This is a genomic window from Shewanella sp. HL-SH8, from assembly GCF_051165765.1.
Lineage (GTDB): Bacteria > Pseudomonadota > Gammaproteobacteria > Enterobacterales > Shewanellaceae > Shewanella > Shewanella glacialimarina.
The window spans coordinates 3,027,035-3,047,658 of record NZ_CP195039.1; the positions used below are offsets into that span (position 1 = coordinate 3,027,035).

Annotated in this window: 16 protein-coding genes and 2 pseudogenes; 8 read left to right on the top strand and 10 right to left on the bottom strand. The window is 42.3% G+C overall.

The window, feature by feature from the left end:
* Positions 1-45 precede the first annotated feature (45 nt).
* On the bottom strand, positions 46-330 hold the full coding sequence (gene rplY, locus ACRWQN_RS13300; RefSeq protein ID WP_434926509.1) for a 50S ribosomal protein L25: 285 nt from the start codon (positions 328-330) through the stop codon (positions 46-48).
* A 389-nt stretch (positions 331-719) separates the two neighbouring features.
* Here rplY and ACRWQN_RS13305 point away from each other — a divergent pair, with 389 nt between their 5' ends.
* On the top strand, positions 720-995 hold the full coding sequence (locus tag ACRWQN_RS13305; RefSeq protein ID WP_434926510.1) for an HU family DNA-binding protein: 276 nt from the start codon (positions 720-722) through the stop codon (positions 993-995).
* A gap of 1,304 nt (positions 996-2,299) precedes the next feature.
* Here ACRWQN_RS13305 and ACRWQN_RS13310 read toward each other — a convergent pair.
* Positions 2,300-2,620 (bottom strand): Mpo1-like protein, encoded by a 321-nt coding sequence (locus ACRWQN_RS13310; RefSeq protein ID WP_434938246.1) that lies wholly within the window; start codon positions 2,618-2,620, stop codon positions 2,300-2,302.
* Positions 2,621-2,633: 13 nt separating this feature from the next.
* The gene (locus tag ACRWQN_RS13315; RefSeq protein ID WP_434938247.1) at positions 2,634-3,260 is read right to left on the bottom strand and encodes a GNAT family N-acetyltransferase; all 627 of its coding nucleotides are present in this window, start codon (positions 3,258-3,260) and stop codon (positions 2,634-2,636) included.
* Positions 3,261-3,414: 154 nt separating this feature from the next.
* On the opposite strand from ACRWQN_RS13315, the gene ACRWQN_RS13320 reads away from it, so the two are divergent.
* A complete protein-coding gene (locus ACRWQN_RS13320) occupies positions 3,415-3,657 on the top strand; it encodes a DUF2789 domain-containing protein (RefSeq protein WP_434938248.1) in 243 nt (80 codons plus the stop codon).
* A 26-nt stretch (positions 3,658-3,683) separates the two neighbouring features.
* Here ACRWQN_RS13320 and ACRWQN_RS13325 read toward each other — a convergent pair whose 3' ends face one another.
* Positions 3,684-4,058, bottom strand: a complete 375-nt coding sequence (locus tag ACRWQN_RS13325; protein WP_434938250.1) for a DUF3192 domain-containing protein — start codon at positions 4,056-4,058, stop codon at positions 3,684-3,686.
* A 179-nt stretch (positions 4,059-4,237) separates the two neighbouring features.
* Between ACRWQN_RS13325 and ACRWQN_RS13330 the strand changes: the two genes are divergently transcribed.
* Together ACRWQN_RS13330 and ACRWQN_RS13335 are read left to right on the top strand one after the other, a co-directional pair.
* Positions 4,238-4,636 carry a hypothetical protein gene (locus ACRWQN_RS13330; RefSeq protein WP_434938252.1) on the top strand — a complete coding sequence of 133 codons (399 nt, stop codon included), beginning with the start codon at positions 4,238-4,240 and terminating at the stop codon, positions 4,634-4,636.
* The gene (locus ACRWQN_RS13335; protein ID WP_434938254.1) at positions 4,636-5,409 is read left to right on the top strand and encodes a Zn-ribbon-containing protein; all 774 of its coding nucleotides are present in this window, start codon (positions 4,636-4,638) and stop codon (positions 5,407-5,409) included. The genes ACRWQN_RS13330 and ACRWQN_RS13335 overlap by 1 nt, the downstream gene beginning before the upstream one ends.
* A gap of 71 nt (positions 5,410-5,480) precedes the next feature.
* Here ACRWQN_RS13335 and ACRWQN_RS13340 read toward each other — a convergent pair whose 3' ends face one another.
* Positions 5,481-6,695, bottom strand: coding sequence for an RNA-guided endonuclease InsQ/TnpB family protein (locus tag ACRWQN_RS13340; RefSeq protein ID WP_434938255.1), 1,215 nt, complete (start codon positions 6,693-6,695; stop codon positions 5,481-5,483).
* Between the two features lie 21 nt (positions 6,696-6,716).
* Here ACRWQN_RS13340 and tnpA point away from each other — a divergent pair.
* A pseudogene (tnpA, locus tag ACRWQN_RS13345) lies at positions 6,717-7,132 on the top strand (IS200/IS605 family transposase).
* Positions 7,133-7,216: 84 nt separating this feature from the next.
* Here tnpA and syd read toward each other — a convergent pair.
* Positions 7,217-7,866: pseudogene (gene syd, locus ACRWQN_RS13350) on the bottom strand (SecY-interacting protein).
* Between the two features lie 54 nt (positions 7,867-7,920).
* Here syd and queF point away from each other — a divergent pair.
* Both queF and ACRWQN_RS13360 read left to right on the top strand, forming a co-directional pair.
* Entirely contained in the window at positions 7,921-8,778 is an 858-nt protein-coding gene (gene queF, locus ACRWQN_RS13355; protein WP_434938257.1) for an NADPH-dependent 7-cyano-7-deazaguanine reductase QueF, read from the top strand.
* A 334-nt stretch (positions 8,779-9,112) separates the two neighbouring features.
* Complete coding sequence (locus ACRWQN_RS13360) at positions 9,113-10,696, top strand: S10 family peptidase (RefSeq protein WP_434938259.1); 1,584 nt, start codon at positions 9,113-9,115, stop codon at positions 10,694-10,696.
* Here the strand turns inward: ACRWQN_RS13360 and ACRWQN_RS13365 are convergent.
* The 4 genes from ACRWQN_RS13365 to ACRWQN_RS13380 form a co-directional block, all read right to left on the bottom strand.
* Complete coding sequence (locus tag ACRWQN_RS13365; RefSeq protein WP_434938261.1) at positions 10,693-11,694, bottom strand: 4'-phosphopantetheinyl transferase family protein; 1,002 nt, start codon at positions 11,692-11,694, stop codon at positions 10,693-10,695. The two genes, ACRWQN_RS13360 and ACRWQN_RS13365, sit on opposite strands and share 4 nt — an antisense overlap.
* Positions 11,695-11,769: 75 nt before the next feature.
* Entirely contained in the window at positions 11,770-13,848 is a 2,079-nt protein-coding gene (locus ACRWQN_RS13370) for an amidohydrolase family protein (RefSeq protein WP_434938263.1), read from the bottom strand.
* Positions 13,849-14,113: 265 nt separating this feature from the next.
* Complete coding sequence (locus tag ACRWQN_RS13375; RefSeq protein ID WP_434938264.1) at positions 14,114-14,716, bottom strand: glutathione S-transferase family protein; 603 nt, start codon at positions 14,714-14,716, stop codon at positions 14,114-14,116.
* A 32-nt stretch (positions 14,717-14,748) separates the two neighbouring features.
* Positions 14,749-18,180 (bottom strand): hybrid sensor histidine kinase/response regulator, encoded by a 3,432-nt coding sequence (locus ACRWQN_RS13380; protein WP_434938266.1) that lies wholly within the window; start codon positions 18,178-18,180, stop codon positions 14,749-14,751.
* A gap of 278 nt (positions 18,181-18,458) precedes the next feature.
* Here ACRWQN_RS13380 and acs point away from each other — a divergent pair, with 278 nt between their 5' ends.
* On the top strand, positions 18,459-20,411 hold the full coding sequence (gene acs / locus ACRWQN_RS13385; protein WP_434931628.1) for an acetate--CoA ligase: 1,953 nt from the start codon (positions 18,459-18,461) through the stop codon (positions 20,409-20,411).
* Positions 20,412-20,624: the final 213 nt, after the last annotated feature.

A 20,624-nucleotide genomic window follows, 5' to 3' on the forward strand; every position in this document is an offset into this window, starting at 1 on the left:
AGTACAAAAAAAGCGCCTTAAGGCGCTTTTTTCACATAGATGCGATTAAGCAAATATGAAGTCAACATGTTCAATTAGGTGTCTAAAAGCATGACGTTGCATTGCTTTTGGAACAACTTTGATTTCTTTACCGTCAACGGCGATAGTTAAACCATCATAGAAATCTTTGTTTTCTTGAATGTTGATGATGTCTTTGTGTAAGAACTTAATTGAAATAGGCTCTTTACCAGGACCATAAATTACAGCAGGTACCATATCAGCGTGACGTAGGCGGCGGCTCGAACCTTTCCCGACTTCAGTGCGGATTTGGGCGTTAATAGTGTAAGACATGTTAATACTCACTTAATAATTAAAATAAAGGACGTCACCGTTCTCGACCAACGACGACTCAAAATAAAGCGCGCGAATGTTAACACACACACAGACAAACCAACAAGGTTAATTAAATTTAAATCTTGTATGCTTCAATGGTGTAGCCTTGTTTGCTTTAAATGTAATGCAAAACAGCAATCAAGCTCACTACCCTAGAGCAGGATAATGCAGTCTATTATTCAATAGACTGTTAGTTAACAATTATAACAGGCAAGATAACGAATTGTTAAAAAACGCTTTAAAATTAACCTCATAAGCAAAATAAACAAGAGTTAATTGGGACTCAAGCTATATAATTGCTATAAAGCCCTAACGATGCCAATCACTCAATTAAATACGCTTTTTCTATGAATAAAAAACAGTTAATTTGTAAAATGTCGCAACAACTCGATATTCCACAAACACAGTGCAAAACTCAGTTAGAACAAATTCTCGCAACAATTCACCAGGCACTCTGTGAAGGGGAAAAGGTGTATATTCCGCAGTTTGGGACATTTGAATTACGGTTTTATCTACCTAAAAATGGGCGTAATCCTCAAACCGGTGAAAAGATAGAAATTGCAGGCTTTAATCAGCCGAGCTTTAAAGTATCAAATCACTTAAAAGCACAGGTCAACACCTAGACAGCTTTAGTAGGCTATGTTCATTACATTAGTAGCAGGCTTTTATCTGCACAAAAAGAAAGGCCGCGACATAAAGTCACGGCCTTCTGATCTCTTGTTAAGCTATCCCGCTATTTTGGTTGCTCCCTGCACCATCCATGCGTATATGCTGCTCCTGCACCTATCCGTGTTCTATCCTTGAAAATCCTTGTACTTACGTACTGTCCTTCTTACTCGATTATCCTTTGACCGAGCCTGCTCCATCCTGAGCGTGTCCTTGAATCATCCTTGAAATCCATTTTATTTATCCACATCATCCTGATGGGTTTTACTATGTTAAGTGTCAATCCTAGACACTTATCTCGCCTTATCCATAAAACGAGTTTTTTATCCTTTATTACAGCTTCGTTGTCTTCCATAACAACACATCCATTGTATAAGCATCCTGCCTAATCACATTTCCAATGTCGCGCTTTCCTTAGCTGCAGTAATAATAGTGGAAATCCTTTAACCGTAATAGGCTTAAACATATCCGCAACAAAAAACAAACAAGACCACAAAACGCGTAAAATAAAAAAACCTTTAAATATCAAGGGTAAAAATTAAAAATGTAAGTAGTCTATTATTATTAAAACCTATTAGGCTTACATGCTTTGTGAGATATATCTCACAAGGACTGTAGAGTTAAGCCATCAACAATAACTTAGGGAAATAACTTACAGCCAATAAAAAGGCACAACCTAAAAAGGTTGTGCCCATTTAACACTGTCGTTAGCCATCCTGCTAAATTTGTGCTCCCTGCTCCATCCTTGCGATTCGCTATCCTAGCGGCTCCCTGTTCCTTTTATCTCAACATTCCTTTACTAATGTAAGTTGAGTTCAATCCATTGTTCAGTCATCCATGGCTGAAAATTCAAATCCGTTGAATCGTCCCTGTGCATCCTGCAATCCTATCCTTGATTCCTTGTGTTAGCTTACGCTTCCACTCATCCTTGTTTCGGCTATCCATTTACCGAGCTCATGCCCATAATCCTTGAGCGTGTCCTTGTTTCATCCCTGAAATTCAAAGTGGTGAGACCATATTATTGCTCTTCCTGAGCAAACCTAGTGACCTCATTCACTTGATGTAACTATTGTATCTCGAACGGCCTGCATTGAAACACATCGCACCAACACAACTAGAAAGATATCCCCAACAAAAAACAAAGGTAAATCGTAAAGCGTTGATACATATCTAAATAAATATTAATGATTGATTTTGTACTACATCAAAACCTAATAACACCTACACAACTGTAGGATAAGGCTTACAAAACACTGGGCACTTAAAGCTTAGCAATCAACTTTGATAACACTCTTTTTAACATTTGCCCGTACATTACCCAATCTCCAAGTAAGCTATATAGAGGGTAAGTGAAAGTAGCTGGACGATTCTTCTCAAACATAAAGTGTCCAATCCAAGCAAAACCATAACCAATCACCGGCAACCAACCTAATTGCCACCATTGCTGGTTTATAAAAGTATTGATTAGCAAAACAACAATAATGGTGCTGCCAAGGTAATGCAGTCGCCTACATGCTAAGTCTTGGTGCTGAGATAAATAGAATGGGTAAAACTCTTTAAACGTTTTATATTGTTTACTCATCATCGCTTACCATTCATTTTGCATAAAATAAGATTTCGCCTTCAACCTCACCAATCGTTACACTGGCTATGCTTTTAAATCCCTGGTGACTAAACGCCTTATTATGAAATGGGTTGTTAACAAATACGCCAATGCCATCAAGTTGAGGCTGTTCATCACACCAACTCAACACAGCTTGAATTAATTTAGCCCCATTACCCTTGCGCTGCTCATTCGGTGTTAGCGCAATAAACTGCAATATTCCGCATTTATCAGAGGGTAAGTGTGTTAGTAGACAGGTTTCTTTTTCCATTAATCCCTGGGTAGACTTCCAACCCGTGCCTAACACCATTTTCAAACGCCAATGCCAATAGCGTGATTGACCAATCGGAATTTGCTGAGTAATAACACAAGCCACCCCAATGAGTCGCTCACCATCAAACCAGCCAATTAAAGGTTGTTCTTGCTGCCAAAGCTCATTTAGTTCTTCACGAATAGCTGCACGTAACTTTTGTTCATACATACTATTATCTTGGTTGCCAAATACCTTTAAAAAGAATGGGTCATCGTGATACGCGTTATAAATAATAGAGGCTGCTACACGTAAGTCTTCAGCCGTTAGATACACTGCTTTAAATTGTTCCAAGGTTTTGTTATCCATTATTGTTCCTTGACTATTTTACGTTCAACATTAACTTAGCAAGTTAACAAGTTTGAAACAATCACCAATTAAAGCTGGATAATAAATTATAACCACAGTGGGTTTGCAATTAGCGGCTACGGCAGTAATACTGGTTAAAATCAAAGGAGCTAAAATGGATACCACTAAAACAGATCTGAACCATTTATTTATGCAACTAGGCTTAGCTTATGGGGAAAAGGAAGTGGCGGCATTTATTGCTAGTCACCAAATAGATGACCATACATTATTGATAGATGCGCCCTTTTGGAATTTGGCCCAAAAAACCTTCTTCAAAGAAGCACTAAATCAAGACGCCCAATGGTCAGAGGTGATAGACCAATTGGACGTTATGCTAAGATCGACTCATACTAGCTAGACATTAGTGGTCAGCCTAGAGCAAACTTAAATTTGTTTGTAGGCTGTATCGCCCCAGCCTACTAACTCGCTATTTTTGAATACAATAGGTGTGCATTCATCTTTGGTTGTTTTACCATCGCCTTTTGCCCACTGGGTACGATAAAATAATACTTTAACCTGTTCTTTATCTGCTTGGTTCACAAATGCCTCACTAAAGTCTGAGGTGCCCATAATCACTTGCACTTGATCTAAGCTCATTCCTAACGACAGTTTTGTTAGACTATCGCGGTTTTTTTCTTGTTGTACTTCCCAATAGTCGTGACTTTTTCCAGACTCATGATCACCCACATTTAATACACAGCCACTCAAGCCTAAAGATATTGCGGTAATTAGCGCTGCGCCCATTAATTTTGATTTCATGTTATTTCCTTTTTGTTAGAATAAATAGCTATTGAGTAAGTTAACACTTACAGTTCAATTAACATTCCTTAATGCTATTTTCATGCCAAAACGTATGCTATTGATTTTATATAGATTAATATCAAAATAATAATAAAGTAGTTTTTTTCACTACTAAAAAACAAGGATTTTCACCACTTATGAGTCCAATTGAACACGTTATCGCGGCAGCTAAAGCCATCGCCATCAATGGACATACTCCCAGCGTCGCCTTAATTAAAGGCCGTGTAGGCAAAGTGCCTATGCCATTAATTGTTCAAGGGCTTCAGCAATTTAAAGCAATACCTAAATCTGAATGGCAAGGTATTGCTGATTTTGTGCCGACGGAAGAATCAGAAAATAAACCGCAAAACAACATCAGCTTGACCGAAGTGGCAGAACAGCAACACAAGATGCAGCAACAAATTAATCAACTAATGGCGCGTCTCACACAACTTGAACAACAACTCGAGCAGCAAGCTGAACAACAGGCTGAACAACAGGCTGAACAACAGGCTGAACAACAGGCTGAACAACCTTTAGCACAAAAGGCACCATAATGTTTGTTATTGAATTACGCTTTGAACCTTTTGCTGATACCACTATCTCTAGCGCCGAAAAAGCCATTAATCACTATTTAGAAGCTCTACGTGCCAACGGCCAAATACTGGGCAGAGAATTTGCAGTGGCGTTTAACGATGGCGAATTTAAAGCGCGTTTGATGCTGCCAGAAAAAACCAGCTTAGCAAAACGCCATAACAGCCCCTGGGTCAAATCAGCGATAAATGGATTAACTGAAGCTAAATTGCTTGCCCCAAGGGAAAAGTTTATTGGTCAAGACATTAATTCAGAGGTCAGTAACACTGAACCGGCTAGTTGGCAGCTGCTTTACACCAGTTATGTACATATGTGTTCGCCATTAAGAAGCGGAGATAACTTACTGCCAATTCCGCTTTATCAGATCCCCGCTACCTTTAATGGTGATCATAAGCGCATCATCAAATGGCAAAGTGAATGGCAAGCATGTGATGAGTTACAAATGGCTGCCGCAACCAAAGCAGAATTTGCTGCACTTGAAGAAATAAGCACAGTCACTAGCGACATGTTCAGACGAGGCCGTGATTTATGCGGCAGAATAGAATACCTCACCCAAATTCCAACCTACTACTACTTGTATCGCGTCGGGGGTGAAAGTTTACTCGCAGAGCAAAGCCGAACTTGCCCTAAGTGCAACAGTGCTGAGTGGAAACTAGATGAGCCGTTATTAGATATGTTTCACTTCCGCTGTGAAGACTGCCGCATCATCTCAAACCTGTCATGGGATCATCATTGACATCCTCCCCCACCTCAAAATCCCCAAAAGGATTTTGCCGCTACGCGGAAAGGAAGGGTTTTCCTACGGCGCTAAGCAGTTTTCAGCTTAGTCGCTTCGATGGGTTCCTGCTTCACAGAGCGGCCTAAAGCTGCCGTTTCTCCACAGGCTAACAAGCGCTGCCCGCGCTCTAATATATTGATAGCGCCGACAACATCGGCGTTATTTTCGTAGTTACAATCTACACACAAAAATTGCACTTGGGTTTTGCGATTATCCTTTGATACATGGCCACAGCAAGGGCAAGTTTGGCTGGTGTATTGCGCAGGCACGGCGAGCAAAACGCCGCCATTCCAAGCGGTTTTGTATTCCAGTTGTCGCCTAAACTCACCCCAGCCTTGGTCGAGAATGGCGCGGTTTAAGCCCGATTTTTGCGCTACTTTCTTGCCATGTTTTTCCGCCGTACCTTTTGATGATTTCGACATATTCTTAATCTGCAAGTCTTCTACACATACCAGCGCGTGGTTTTTGCTGAGGGTATGTGTGTGCTTATGCAGAAAATCCTTACGAACATTGCCGATATCGGCGTGTATTTGTGTGACCTTGGCCTTGGCCTTTTTCCAATTGGCACTGAACTTCACTTTCTTGCTCATGCGCCGCTGATATTTAGCCAGCCGCTGCATCTGCGTTTTGAAGCTGTTTTTCGGCTCAATATAGCTACCGTCATTCATTGCCGCAAAACGCGCAATGCCCACATCAATACCTATGGCGCTTGTAGCCACTGGCACAATCTCAACATCGCGCCGTGTTTGAATCGACACAAACCACTTGCCACCTGATTGACTTACCGTGGCGTTACGCACTTCGCCCAATACATCTCTGCTTTTACGGTATTTTAGCCAACCCAGCTTGGGCAGGAAAATACGGTTATTGGCTTGGTCTAATTTGATTTGCTTAGGTTCTGGATAGCGAAAACTATCGCCACTGCCTTTCTTTTTGAAACGCGGAAAATCCGTGCGCTTTTCAAAAAATCCCTTGAAGGCTTTTTCTAAATCCTTGAGCGCATGTTGCAGCGCTTGCGAGGGGGAATCCTTAATCCAGTCGAAGCCCGCTTCGCGCTTCCACTTTGGCAGATCCGCCGCCATTGGCACATAGCCTATGAACTTATTTCCCGTTTCGTGGTTATCTTTCTGCAACGCCAACGCCTTGTTATAGACGAACCGACACGTACCCGCAAAGCGACGCATATTGCGCACTTGCTCGCCGTTGGGCTGTAGCTCGAATTTGAAGGCTTGTAGTCGTTCCATAGCCAAAGTATAGTTTGGCCTATGCAAACAAACAACGATATTCGACACGGTAGACATTGTGTATTCAATATGCACGTTCACTTGGTCTTTGTGACTAAGTATCGGCGCGAAGTATTCACCAAGGAAATACTCGATGAGCTTAAACCCATCTTTGCAGCTGTATGCGCGGATTTTGGAGCTGAATTGATTGAATTCGATGGCGAGACGACCACGTTCACTTACTCGTTAATTACCCACCGAAAATAGCGGTATCGGCACTCGTGAATAGTCTAAAGGGCGTTTCCAGCCGCATGATTCGCAAGAAAAAAAATCCGTCCATCACGAAAAAATTGTGGGGCGGCGCACTGTGGTCTCCCAGCTATTTTGCGGGCAGTTGCGGTGGCGCACCTATCGACGTGATTCGCCGATACATTGAGCAGCAACAAACGCCGCACTGAAGTCAAAACCGTGCCAGCTACGATGCCAGTGCCTTACATCCCCGACCTGAAGGACGGGGTTTTAAGGCGCGTCTGATAAACTGTTTATTTTTTACGTAACAGATATTGCCACATCAATTTAATACGTTGCCAAATACCCGGATGCTGCCACTCGGTATCATCCGGGGTATCGGGTTTAATTGGCGGCGTAATTCTTGGCGAAAGTTGATCAATAAAAGCACTCAATGAATCAGCTAACTTTTGTTTAGGCCTATCACCCGGTATTTCAATCCAAACACCACCCGTTTCATTATCAACCGTCAGCATTTGATCGCCATCGCCTAACACCCCAATAAACCAGGTCGGCTCTTGTTTAAGCTTTTTTTCATCATTAAATGGCCAATCATGTTTTGCTGCAGATATTCAAAATCTTGTTGATTCCACGCCTGCAGTAACTCGCCTTCACCCCAGGTAGAGGTAAACATTAATGGTGCGCTATAGAATTGACCATAATATTGATTAATATCATCATGCAGTGAGAGTTCTAACGCATGCTCAACATTACTAAAGTCTGCTGATGTTTTACGTTTAAAAGGTTTAAAATATACTGCATGATCACTGTTCTGCTCGAACTGACCTTGAATACAAGCAGAGTCTTCACCCATAGGGTAATATCGCGGTAATTCCGACAGTGCATCTTGATATGCGAGCAGATACTTATTTATAAAATTTTCAAGTGCGGTTGAACAAGACACTGGTGCTTCTCGTAGTTTATAATAAAGCGATATTTTGACATGGAAACCGATTAGATGACACACAATCACGATCCTTATAGTGATGCAGAAGCACTCAAAGGCTTAACGTTAGGCCAAACAACCGAGTATCAAGCTGAGTATGATGTATCACTGCTGCAAGGGGTCCCGCGTAAACTGAACCGAGACGCTATTGAATTAACTAATGAATTACCTTTTCATGGCACAGATATCTGGACAGCTTATGAATTATCTTGGCTAAACAGCAAAGGTAAGCCAATAGTTGCCATCGCTGAAGTCAGCCTAGATATAAACAGTGTTAATTTAATCGAATCTAAGTCATTCAAGTTGTACTTAAACAGCTTTAATCAAACAAAATTCGACAGTGTTACCGCTGTAGAGCAAATATTACAAAAAGACTTAGCAAACTGCGCCCAGGGTGATGTGGCTGTTAAAGTGATTGAGCCTAAACACTTTAATCTAGAACGAATCGTTGAACTGCCAGGTACCTGTATTGATGACCTGGACATTGAAGTCGACAATTATGACTTTAACTCTGACTTGTTATTGGGCAGTGGCTCTGAAGAAAAAAACGTTGCTGAAACCCTAAACTCTAACCTGCTGAAGTCTAATTGCTTAATTACGTCTCAGCCAGATTGGGGTAGCGTGATGATCCGTTATCAAGGGCCAAAAATAGACCGTGAAAAGTTGTTACGTTATTTGATATCTTTCCGTCAACATAATGAGTTCCATGAGCAATGTATTGAGCGGATTTTTGTTGATCTAAAACATTATTGTCGCTGCACTAAACTAACGGTTTATGCTCGCTATACACGCCGAGGCGGTTTAGACATAAACCCGTATCGCAGCGACTTTGAAAATCCACCGGAATCAAACCGTTTAGCAAGACAATAAGCTAGGCGCTTGTTAACCTGTAGAGATGAATTTTCAGCAGTTTGTAGCCGTTTAATACAGCCAATAATTGGTTAGTGGCGATATAAGCCATTAACCTATTGATTACGCCATACCCACGCTGATTAACTCCCATAACCACTAACTGGCTTTGTCTTTATAGTTGTTAAGTTAACAAGCTCTGCAACGAATAAAAAGCCGCCATCAATTTATATTGATGGCGGCTTTTTTTTATACAAAGTGTTACAAAATGGTGATACAGACTGAACTCTGTTTGTCGACTTACATGTTAATCTGCTCATTAACCCTCAAAAATTAATAACAATGAGACTTTATAATGCGCAAACTTCTGGTCACATCCTGCACTGTACTATTTTGCATGCAATTAAGTTTATCGACTTCAACCAGTTATGCTGCCGACAACAAAAATAGCGGCGCGAATAACAATCCGAGTAACAGCAGTAACACAGCTGACAGGGCAAAACGTCAAATACCAATCGATCAAACAGTTATCACTCAGCACAAAACGACTATATTAGATAAAAAAATAGCCTATAGCGCGACTACCGGCACCCAACCAGTTTGGGACGAACAAGGTAACCCTACCGCCACTCTATTTTATACTTATTACCAACGCACTGATATTAAAGACAATAGCAGCCGTCCCCTGGTTATCTCTTTTAACGGTGGTCCAGGTTCTGCGTCAGTATGGATGCATGTTGCCTATACTGGGCCGCGCGTACTCAATGTTGATAGTGAAGGCTACCCGTTACAGCCATATGGGGTAAAAAGTAATGATTACTCTATTTTAGATGTGGCCGATATTGTATTCGTTAACCCGGTTAATACCGGTTACTCACGCGTCCTGCCAGATGCAGAAGGCAAAATGCCTTCTAAAGATGAGCAACAGAAAATGTTTTTCGGTGTCAATGCTGATGTGAGTTATTTAGCCGAATGGATCACTACCTTTGTGTCACGAAACGAGCGTTGGCGCTCACCTAAGTATTTAATCGGTGAAAGCTATGGCACCACAAGAGTATCGGGATTAGCACTAGAGTTACAAAAAAACCAATGGATGTACCCAAATGGCGTTATCCTAGTTTCACCTACCGACATAGGTATTGAACGTAATGGCCCCGTTAAAGCTGCTAATCGCCTACCCTATTTTGCCGCAACCGCCTGGTATCATAAAGCGCTAGCAGAGGATCTACAGCAACTGGATTTAACGCCATTATTAGCCGAGGTTGAAAACTTTACCATCAACCAGTACTTGCCAGCATTAGCCAAGGGAAGCTTTATTGATGATGAAGAAAAACAACGTATTGCTAAGCAAGTGGCGCATTATTCAGGCTTAAGTGTGACTGAAGTATTGCAAAGTAATCTAGATATCGACACCGAATACTTTTGGAAAACCTTACTGCGTGAACGTCAACAAACGGTTGGACGATTAGACTCGCGCTACTTAGGTATTGATGAAAAAACAGTCGGCGCACGCCCAGATTACAACGCCGAACTTACCTCATGGTTGCACAGCTTTACCCCGGCAATTAATGATTATCTTCGCACTGAATTAAATTACAAAACGGACATGAAATACAACATGTTTGGCCCAGTTCATCCGTGGGATAGAAGTAATGATCATTCTGGTGAGGACTTGCGTTTAGCGATGGCACAAAACCCCTACCTAAATGTCATGATCCAATCAGGTTATTATGATGGTGCCACCAACTATTTTGATGCCAAGTACACCATGTGGCAGTTAGACCGCAGCGGCCTGATGAAAAACAGACTGTCGTTTAAAGGATATAGAAGTGGCCATATGATGTATTTACGTTATGAGGATTTAAAGCAATCTAATCAAGATTTACGCGACTTTATTCTCTCTAGTTTACCTAAACCAGACCAAGCAGCTAAGTACTAAGCTGCTGACAACAACTGAGCCAATGATGTTAATACCATTATTGGCTCAGTGATGTTCACTCCACCCGCTAAATCATCACTACCATTTTCATTACTGCTACTCAATACAGCATCCGTCCCGATACAAAAACTGAATCGATAGGTCTCAGTCAAGCGCCCAAAACGGCAAGTCCATTGTGAGTTATCGGTAACCGGAGCAGTAAAGTGAATCTCATCATGGCGGCATAATATCGGTGATGGCGCACGCTCGGCGGCCTTGACATGAGCAGAGCTTACAGCAGCAGATTCTAACGCAGCAACAGACGCAGCTCCTGAAACAGAAACAGAAACAGAAAAACAGTCAGCCTGAAACACCTTGTTATCAGTAAATGAAAACGAAAATGAGCTTAATGATTGTGCTAAGCCCTTGCCCGTCGCTTTGATAAAGGCTTCTTTCAAGGTCCATAAATCAAAAAAACGCTGCCGTTGCAGCACATCAGGTAAAGCGACTAAATCAGCCACTTCATTGTCAGTAAAGTAATGATTTAAAATAGGCTTAATATTTGTACTGGCACGCACACGTTCAATATCAAGACCAAATAATATCGCCTTGAACGCACCATAATGGCGACGATCACTATCACCAGAGCTAGCACCAGAGCTAGCACCAGAGCTAGCTGCAGCACAGGGCAACACTCCAATCATTAACCAGTCACCACTGTGGCTTAAGTTAAAATGTAACCCCGTTTGCTCAAATAGCTCAGCAGATAAACTTGGCTTACCTTTATCACCATATTCAAATAGCCATTGATGTGGCAGCACATCACTGTGCATGGATAAAACCGCCCGCAATGCTAACCGAACCTGTAATGCATTATGTTGAGCCTGCTCAGCTTTATAACGATGCACCTTGTTTATTTCATCCTCAGTTAACCAGCTTAATGCCAATCCCTGTTCAAACTGAATTCGACTAAGCTGATTATTTAACGGTATAAAATAAACATGTGGTTGAATGATCATTAAAAACTCTATGTGAGCCGCAGGCTTTTTATCGTTAAAGGGTGTTCACATTATTTAGCAAACACACTCAGTTAATTATTCAACAACGGTCGGAATTGCGGTAAAAGGCTTTATGCCAAATTCAGGGTAAACTTCACTCGGAAAATAAATCACCCCGCCTTTTGACACCATAGCCACCGTCTTAATGGCGCGAAGATCTGCAATAGGATCACCTGGCACTAAGAAAAAGTCAGCATACTTACCCACTTCAATACTGCCAAGCTGCTCGCCATAGCCTAAATAATTCGCCATATCATAAGAAGCCCGGCGCAATACTTCAGCATTAGTCATACCTATTTTTTTGAATAACTCTAACTCACGATGCAGTTCAAAAGCGCCACCTAAGTCGGTACCCGGAACCAGTAAAATGCCTTTTTTATGCATCAATGCCAGTGTTTCAATCACTTTATCAAACGCTAGGCGATATTCTTTATCCTCTTGTTCATCGGCTACATTTAATAAGGCCACTTTCGCGCTTCTTTGCTCGCCAATCGGCATATGGTCGATATAGTCTTTAACGCCAATACGCGTTTCACCGTTTCTAGCCGTTAAGCCTAATTCATGAATAACGATGGTGGGATCAACCGCAATATTTTTTGCCACCATAGTATTTAAGGTATGTTGTACTTTGTCGCTATTGAGATCTAAATCGACAAAACGTTTCATGCCAGTAATGCGATAAAGCGTGCGCGTATCTTCATCTTTATCAAGCACCCAACTCAGCATTGCCTGGTTGATATGGGTAATTTCGTCATACCCTGCGGCAATCATTTCGTCAGCGTTTGAGAAAGCAGGAATATGCCCAGTTATGCGCATACCATGCTTTTTAGCGGCTTTAGCCATAGCAGGTACCCACTCACCATTAATCGAGCTGTATACTTTTATTTGAAAATAACCGCCTTTTTCACCGTACATATTTACCAGGTCAACCGCTTCTTGCTCAGTAGATGCTATCTCGCCGGTCGCCGCGGAAAACTCGCTTTTACCTTCAATGAAACCACTTTTAGTAATGCGTGGGCCAATAATCTGATTAGTTTCAATTTTGTCGATTAATGGGTCGAGAATATCAATTTCATTGCCCATATCTCTAACAGAGGTGACGCCTGCCAATACGTTCAATAAGGCATCGTTATCACTCATGTGGCCGTGCATTTCATACAAACCAGGAATTAATGTGCCACCGTTACCCTCAATGAGTACTTCACCCTCTTTTACCGAATCAACCATGGCTTCAATAGCCTTAATTTTATCGTTTTCAAGTAAAATAGATTTAGCCGCAGTCAGCTGCAAGCTTACAGGGTCAAATATTCTAACGTTGTTAATCCGTATCGGCTTGTCATATTGATGAATCGCTTTCTGGGCAATTATTTCAAATCGGCTGGCATTCAAGTTAGCCGCTAAATCACTTAACACCTTACTTTGTGCTTCTAATCCCTCACGAATAATCACCACACGTGGCGACAAATATCCAAGCATTAACTGGTTGTCATCAAGGGCGATATAACTTGGGTCAAGATTAATTCCTTTAACGGCATAAATCGTCGCATTCACCTTAGCGTTATTCGCATCGGTAAGCACAACTTTGCTCACCTGACTAATCGTCAGCTCGCCAGCAGGCAATGCCGATAATGACAATGTCGGTTGCCCAAGCAAGGCTTTTGCGTAAATGTAAAGCGAATAAGGACTCGCGTTTTGCGCAATGAATAACGCATCAGGGTTAAACTCAGCACTGCCACTTTCAGATGAACTCTGCCAGTTCACCCTATTCCCTTTAAGGCTAAACTGCTCATTCACCTCATTGCCGAAAACCGTTTTACCGCTGATTTGCCAATCAATAGGTAAACCTCTATCAGAAAGCTTTAACACCTCTTGTGAACTGGCACCGCGACCGTTATTACTGAATGAAAAATCAACGTCGATGTTTTGACCATCACGATTAACTGTCATGCCACCAACATCAGTGCCACCAAATATGACTTTAAACTTTTCTTGCGCTGGCTGAACAACTGCGGCTTTTTCAACTGAAGCATACTGCTGGGAACAGCCGGCCATAGTAATTAGCAGCACGCTATACATCATTGATTGGAAGATTTTTGACGGTATTTTAATCTGCATAGAGATACCTTTTGCTATTATTATTTTTAAAGTACGAAGAGTAGACAGCATCAATGCGTAATGCAACGTATTGGTATTGAATTCTGGCAATGTTTTTAAGCTAGATCCCCGATTAAAGATCTCGGGGATGACGTGATGGTGAGCTGGCGAGATGACGAGCTGACGAGCTGACGAGCTGACGAGCTGGCGAGATGACGAGCTGACGAGATGGCGAGATGGCGAGATGGCGAGCTGGCCGGATGATGAAATTATTGAATGATTCAAACTAATCCATCATGCCGACAAATCCACTTTGTTGCTCAACATTCACAAGCCATTGCTTAATAGCAGGGTAATGGCTTAAATCAAATCCGCCTTGATGGGCGACATGGGTATAAGCAAACAGGGCGATATCGGCTAAGGTAAATTGCTCGCCAACTAAAAACGATGAATTTTTGAGAGTGTGTTCCATTAAATCTAGCGCTTTATAGCCTTTTTTATGGATCGCTATATATTCATTAAGTCTGTCATCTGGCATACCTAAATAAAACTGAATAAAACGGGCTACTGCAATATAAGGCTCATGGCTGTATTGCTCGAAAAACATCCATTGGTACATTTGCGCTTTGACAAATGGATCGTCAGGGATCAATCCTGAGCCCTCGGCTAAATACCCTATAATGGCATTCGATTCTGATAATAGTTTGCCATCCTGGGTTTCAATTAATGGAATTTTGCCAAATGGGTGTTTTGCAAGATACCAATCATCCTGGGTATCACCTTGTAAAATATCCATCTCATGCCAGCGATGCTCAATGGCTAATATTGCCAGCACTAATTTAACTTTGTAACAATTGCCAGATTTAATGTCGCCATACACAGTTAACATAGTGTTCCTTAAAAAAGCATTCTTTAACTAAATCATTGCTTAACTAAACTTGAAATAAGTGCCCTTAACGCCGCAGGTTTAATCATTTTCGCCATATAATGATAGCCGCGCCTCTCAACGTCTTCTACTAACTGTTTGTTGGTGTTGGCGGTAATCAAAATACCCGGTAAATGTTCCCCATATCGGGCACGAATACCGTCCATCGCATCCACACCATTTTGATCATCATCAAGGTGATAATCAGCTAACACAATATCTGGCGCTATGCCTTTTAGGCCTAACTTAATCCGCGCATCGGCTAAATCTTTGGCGCACACCACTTCACACTGCCATCGGGTTAATAAAGATTCTAATCCCGCTAAAATGGCTTCTTCATTATCAATACATAATACTTTCACCCCTGCCAGGGGTTGTAATAAGCTTGCGGTTGGTTTGCTTTCAACCTGGTGCACGGTTTGTCCTAGCGGCACTTTGATGGAAAACATAGAACCTTCACCCAGCTCTGAAGTTACATTGATTTCATGTCCCAGCACCTTGCTTATTCTATCGGCAATCGCCAATCCCAAGCCTAATCCGCTAATGTTGCGACTACTTGGATGGTTAAGGCGTTTAAACTCGCGGAAAATTTCTTGTATATCGTCTTCAGCAATGCCGCAGCCAGTATCAAAGACTTGAATCTCGATATACTGACCTTGTCGACGACAACCCATTAACACTCTACCGCCACGGGCGTAGCGATAAGCATTAGTTAAAAAGTTTTGCAAAATACGTCTTAACAGCGCAGGGTCTGAGTTAACCGTTAATGTTGAACGCACCATACTAAAATTAATCTGACTGTCTTGCGCCATCGCATCAAACTCTATCGCCAGCGCATTAAGCAACTCTCCAATAGCAAAATCACGGCGATTAACCTCAACATTGCCAGAATCCAGCTTGGAAATATCTAATAAATCAGTTAATAACTCACCGGCAGTTTTCAATGAGCTGTTGACATGGGTAAGCGTAGTTTGTGCCTCTAAATCTAAATTAGGGTATTGCGCTAATGACGCGGTAAATAATCTGGCAGCATTCAAAGGCTGCATAAGATCATGCCCCACGGCGGCTAAAAATCGCGTTTTAGAGGCGTTAGCCAACTCTTCCTGGGCTTTAGCTTCCAGTAATTCGCTATTCAACATAGCCAACTCATAGGTACGAGATTTAACCCGTTCCTCCAAGGTTTCATTGGCTTCTTTTAAGGCTTTTTCCTGTAAACGATATTGGGTAATATCGGTAAACGTCATCACAAAACCACCGTCAGGCATAGGGTTACCTTGAATTTTGATGACTTTACCATCCCTTCTTTCGCGCTCAGAAATATGCTGTGTACCGTTGCGCATATGCTGTACCCGCACATTCACTTGGTCTTCAATATCACCCGTACCACAAAAACCTCTGGCGGCATTAAATCGCACCACTTCACTAATTGGCATACCTTGTTTCAAAAAACCTTCAGGATACTGGTAAAGCTCAGAATATTTATAATTCCATGCCATTAAGTTAAGGTCTTTATCCACCACACTCATGCCCTCATAGGCATGCTCAATCGCGCCACGTAGCATATCCTGGCTAAGCATAATTTTAGAGGATGCTTCATCCACTAAACTGAATACTTCATCTAAGGCCAAGTCTCGCCCTTGCATAACAGAGTCCATCACTAACTTAGCACTAGATGCCCCCAATATGCCCGCTAACATATGTTCTGTGTGGGCAATAAGCTCATCGGGTGCAGCTTTATGCCAGCTATCACTTTTAACGGCATCGGGAGAAAATCGGCTAAAACTTTCATATGCCCGTGTGGGGCTAACAAAGCGGCTAGCAAGAATTAATAAGTCTTGTTGTGCAATAGGGCTTTGGCGCTTATTGTCATTTTGTTTTAAATTCCAGGGTTTAACAAAACTACTGGCCTGAATACGCTCAGCCACCCCAGTTCTAAACCACAACGAGCCCAATACATAGCAAATAATATTGGCTAAAAGTGCAATGAGGGTATCGCTAACATTAGGTTTTATTGACTCTAAAACACCTTGATTAGCGCCAAAGTGCGATAACGCACTCACATCATTGGTGCTAAAAAACAAAATGTAACACCATAAACTAAAGCCCACACCCAGACCTAAAAATACCCCACTACGGTTACCGTATTTCCAATATAATCCACCAATTAATGCCGGGGCAAGTTGTGCAAAAGCGCCAAAAGACAGCATGCCTAAATGCGACAGCGAGTCACTATCCGCCAGGGTTAAATAACTGATATAACCAAACCCTAAAATGAGCACTATGGCTAAACGTCTGGCATTCAGTAACAACTGTGAAAACTGGCTAAAGTTCTTTTTCCTTATCTGGCCAGTACGCAACATAATCGGCACTAACCACTCATTGCTGATCATAATGCTAATGGTCACCACAGCCACAATCACCATTCCTGTGGCGGCTGATAAAGTGCCTAGTAATGCAATAACAGCAATAATGGGCTGCTCTAATGCCAACGGCAGATTAATCACATAGGTGTCAGCAGCAACACTGTCACCCAGTAGAATTTTCCCCGCCAATGCTAACGGCGCTACAAAAATACCAAATAAGGCTAAATAAACCGGAAAAATCCAACGGGCTTTCTTAAGCACCGACTCGCCACCGCACTCCACCACCATCACATGAAATTGCCTTGGCATACACAAAAATGCCGCCATACCAACAATCAATTCCGGTAATAACGCCCCAACTCGTAACTCACCAAACTCAATCAAATCGCGTTCACTAGCTTGGCGCCAAATATCACCAAAACCATCAAAATAGCCAAAGCTAATCACTACGCCCACCAGCATAAAAGCCGTTAACTTCACCAGAGATTCAAACGCAATGGCCACCATCATGCCGGGGTTATGTTCAGTAGCATCCAGTTTTCGGGTACCAAAAAGAATGGCAAACACCGCCAGAATAAAGGTGATCAGTAACGGCACGCCCTGGGGATTAAGCGGCGAATCTTCAGGTTGAAATAAGTTAAGCGAAAACACCATAGCCTTAAGCTGCAGCGCGATATAAGGCATAATGCCAAATAAGGCAATCAATGTGACTAACGCGGCTAATAGCTGCGACTTACCATAGCGGGCGGCAATAAAGTCCGCTACTGAGGTGATATTTTGCGCTTTAGACACCACCACCATTTTGCGCAATAAACCAAAGCCAAAAGTAAAAATGATGATCGGGCCAACAAAAATAGGCAAGAACGACCAAAGGTCATTAGCCGACTGCCCTACCGTGCCCAAAAAACTCCACGACGAACAATATACCGCCAGACTTAAGCCATAAATCCATAACTGAACTTTTTGGCTAATTTTGCCATACCAACGCTCTGCGCCCCACGCTAAAGTGAATAATAGCGACACATAACATACGGCAATAATTGCCACAAAAAGGGTTAAATTCATAACGCGATTCATTACCTTGAATTATTGAATGAGTCATTCGATCTCATTCTTATTATTATCTGGTTATCTTTTCAAAGCCTGCAACATTTGTCGATTAAACAATCAATATTATGCCGCCCTATTAAATTCGCGGCATATATGTACAATTGAACCTCAGTTTAGCACGTGCAACAGGTTAAATAATAAGGACTTTCTCAAACTAGACCAAGGTCTAATAGTGTTACAAGCCTGTTGCAGATGATACTTTAACCACGCCATTTATAGAAAGGGAAGCCCCTATGAGCTCGCAGTCTCTTTACAAAGTGCCTAGCGCTATCGCTGAAAATGCACTGGTCAATAACGATCAATATAAAAAAATGTACCAGGAATCTATTGTTAATCCAGAAGGTTTTTGGAGAGAACACGGTAAACGCATTGACTGGATCAAGCCTTACACTAAGATAAAACAAACCTCGTTTGATGACCATAACTTATCAATCAATTGGTTTTATGACGGCACACTAAATGCTTCAGCCAACTGTTTGGACCGCCACCTTGAAAAAAATGGCGACACTGTTGCCATTATTTGGGAAGGCGATGACGCTAACGAACAGCGTAAAATCACCTACGCAGAACTGCATGCCGATGTCTGTAAGTTTGCTAACGCCCTTAAAGGCCAGGGCGTTGTTAGAGGCGATGTCGTCACTATTTATATGCCCATGGTGCCAGAAGCTGCGGTAGCTATGCTTGCCTGTGCTCGTATTGGTGCAATTCATTCTGTTGTTTTTGGCGGCTTCTCACCAGACTCAATCGCATCACGTGTAATTGACGGCAAATCTAAAGTAGTCATTACCTCTGATGAAGGTGTTCGCGGTGGACGTAAAATCCCGCTTAAGCGCAGCGTTGATGAAGCAATCGCTCACCCTGATGTTGATTGCGTCGAAAAAGTCATTGTACTTAAACGTACTGGCGGCAACATTGATTGGGTAGAAGGCCGCGATGTGTGGTGGCACTCATTAATGGAAGTAGCATCTGAGCATTGCCCGTATGAAGAAATGGGTGCAGAAGACCCACTATTTCTACTTTATACCTCAGGTTCAACCGGTAACCCTAAAGGTGTGTTGCACACCACAGGCGGTTACATGGTTTACGCATCAATGACCCACGAATACGTATTTGATTATAAACCAGGTGAAGTTTACTGGTGTACCGCCGACGTAGGTTGGATCACCGGACACTCTTACATGGTTTATGGCCCATTAGCCAACGGTGCAACCGTGTTAATTCATGAAGGGGTGCCAAATGCGCCAACACCTTCACGCATAGGTGAAATGATTGACCGTCATAAAGTGAACATTCTTTATACCGCGCCAACATTAATCCGCGCATTAATGGCTGAAGGTAAAGAACAGTTCAGTGATTACAAAGGTGATTCACTGCGCATTATGGGCTCAGTCGGCGAACCCATTAACCCTGAAGCATGGCGCTGGTACCACGAAGTCATTGGTAATGAGCAATGTCCAATTGTCGATACCTGGTGGCAAACCGAAACCGGTGGCATTTTGATCAGCCCATTACCAGGCGCAACTGATACTAAACCAGGTTCTGCAACGCGACCATTCTTTGGTGTTCAACCAGCACTGGTTGATAACATGGGTGAAATTGTTGAAGGTGCAGCTGAGGGTAACTTAGTTATTCTTGACTCATGGCCAGGACAAATGCGCACCATTTATGGCGACCACGACCGTTTCGCCCTAACCTACTTTAAAACCTTCCGCGGTATGTACTTTACCGGAGACGGTGCCCGCCGTGATGAAGACGGTTACTACTGGATAACTGGCCGAGTGGATGACGTGATTAACGTATCTGGTCACCGCCTAGGTACCGCAGAAGTTGAAAGTGCACTTGTGGCACATGAACTGGTCGCAGAGGCAGCTGTTGTAGGTTATCCGCATGATATTAAAGGACAAGGTATTTATGCCTACGTCACGTTAACTCGTGATGTCGAACCAACAGAAGAGTTGCGTCAAGAGTTACGTCAGTGGGTTCGTAAAGAAATCGGCGCCTTAGCCACACCTGATTTAATTCAGTGGGCAACCGGTTTACCTAAAACCCGTTCAGGCAAAATCATGCGTCGCTTCTTACGTAAGATTGCCGCTAACGAAGTGACTAACCTAGGTGACTCTTCAACACTGGCAGATCCAGCAGTGATTGACACCTTGATAGAATCTCGTTTAAACAAAACAGAATAAAAATAATATGAGTTGATCAGTTAACCCTACTGCTCAACTCTTTTGCTCGCTTAATATCCAAATGCTTATTTCTATTACTTGATTTCCATCCACCCAAGAGAATTCTAACCAGTTTCTCTTTTTCGCCCCTCATAATGAGGGGCTTTTTTTGCTCTGCTTTTAGCGAAGTGGAACAGTTAAGCACCTAAGTGTTAATCTTGCAGCCAATACTGT

Excerpts from the sequence above, each read along its gene's own strand:
- ACRWQN_RS13375 (WP_434938264.1), bottom strand. The coding sequence starts at position 14,716 with ATGTTAACTGTGTATGGCGACATTAAATCTGGCAATTGTTACAAAGTT.
- acs (WP_434931628.1), top strand. The coding sequence starts at position 18,459 with ATGAGCTCGCAGTCTCTTTACAAAGTGCCTAGCGCTATCGCTGAAAAT.
- ACRWQN_RS13340 (WP_434938255.1), bottom strand. The coding sequence starts at position 6,695 with ATGGAACGACTACAAGCCTTCAAATTCGAGCTACAGCCCAACGGCGAG.
- ACRWQN_RS13380 (WP_434938266.1), bottom strand. The coding sequence starts at position 18,180 with ATGAATTTAACCCTTTTTGTGGCAATTATTGCCGTATGTTATGTGTCG.
- rplY (WP_434926509.1), bottom strand. The coding sequence starts at position 330 with ATGTCTTACACTATTAACGCCCAAATCCGCACTGAAGTCGGGAAAGGT.
- ACRWQN_RS13310 (WP_434938246.1), bottom strand. The coding sequence starts at position 2,620 with ATGAGTAAACAATATAAAACGTTTAAAGAGTTTTACCCATTCTATTTA.
- ACRWQN_RS13305 (WP_434926510.1), top strand. The coding sequence starts at position 720 with ATGAATAAAAAACAGTTAATTTGTAAAATGTCGCAACAACTCGATATT.
- ACRWQN_RS13365 (WP_434938261.1), bottom strand. The coding sequence starts at position 11,694 with ATGATCATTCAACCACATGTTTATTTTATACCGTTAAATAATCAGCTT.
- ACRWQN_RS13315 (WP_434938247.1), bottom strand. The coding sequence starts at position 3,260 with ATGGATAACAAAACCTTGGAACAATTTAAAGCAGTGTATCTAACGGCT.
- ACRWQN_RS13330 (WP_434938252.1), top strand. The coding sequence starts at position 4,238 with ATGAGTCCAATTGAACACGTTATCGCGGCAGCTAAAGCCATCGCCATC.
- ACRWQN_RS13320 (WP_434938248.1), top strand. The coding sequence starts at position 3,415 with ATGGATACCACTAAAACAGATCTGAACCATTTATTTATGCAACTAGGC.
- ACRWQN_RS13360 (WP_434938259.1), top strand. The coding sequence starts at position 9,113 with ATGCGCAAACTTCTGGTCACATCCTGCACTGTACTATTTTGCATGCAA.
- queF (WP_434938257.1), top strand. The coding sequence starts at position 7,921 with ATGACACACAATCACGATCCTTATAGTGATGCAGAAGCACTCAAAGGC.
- ACRWQN_RS13370 (WP_434938263.1), bottom strand. The coding sequence starts at position 13,848 with ATGCAGATTAAAATACCGTCAAAAATCTTCCAATCAATGATGTATAGC.
- ACRWQN_RS13335 (WP_434938254.1), top strand. The coding sequence starts at position 4,636 with ATGTTTGTTATTGAATTACGCTTTGAACCTTTTGCTGATACCACTATC.
- ACRWQN_RS13325 (WP_434938250.1), bottom strand. The coding sequence starts at position 4,058 with ATGAAATCAAAATTAATGGGCGCAGCGCTAATTACCGCAATATCTTTA.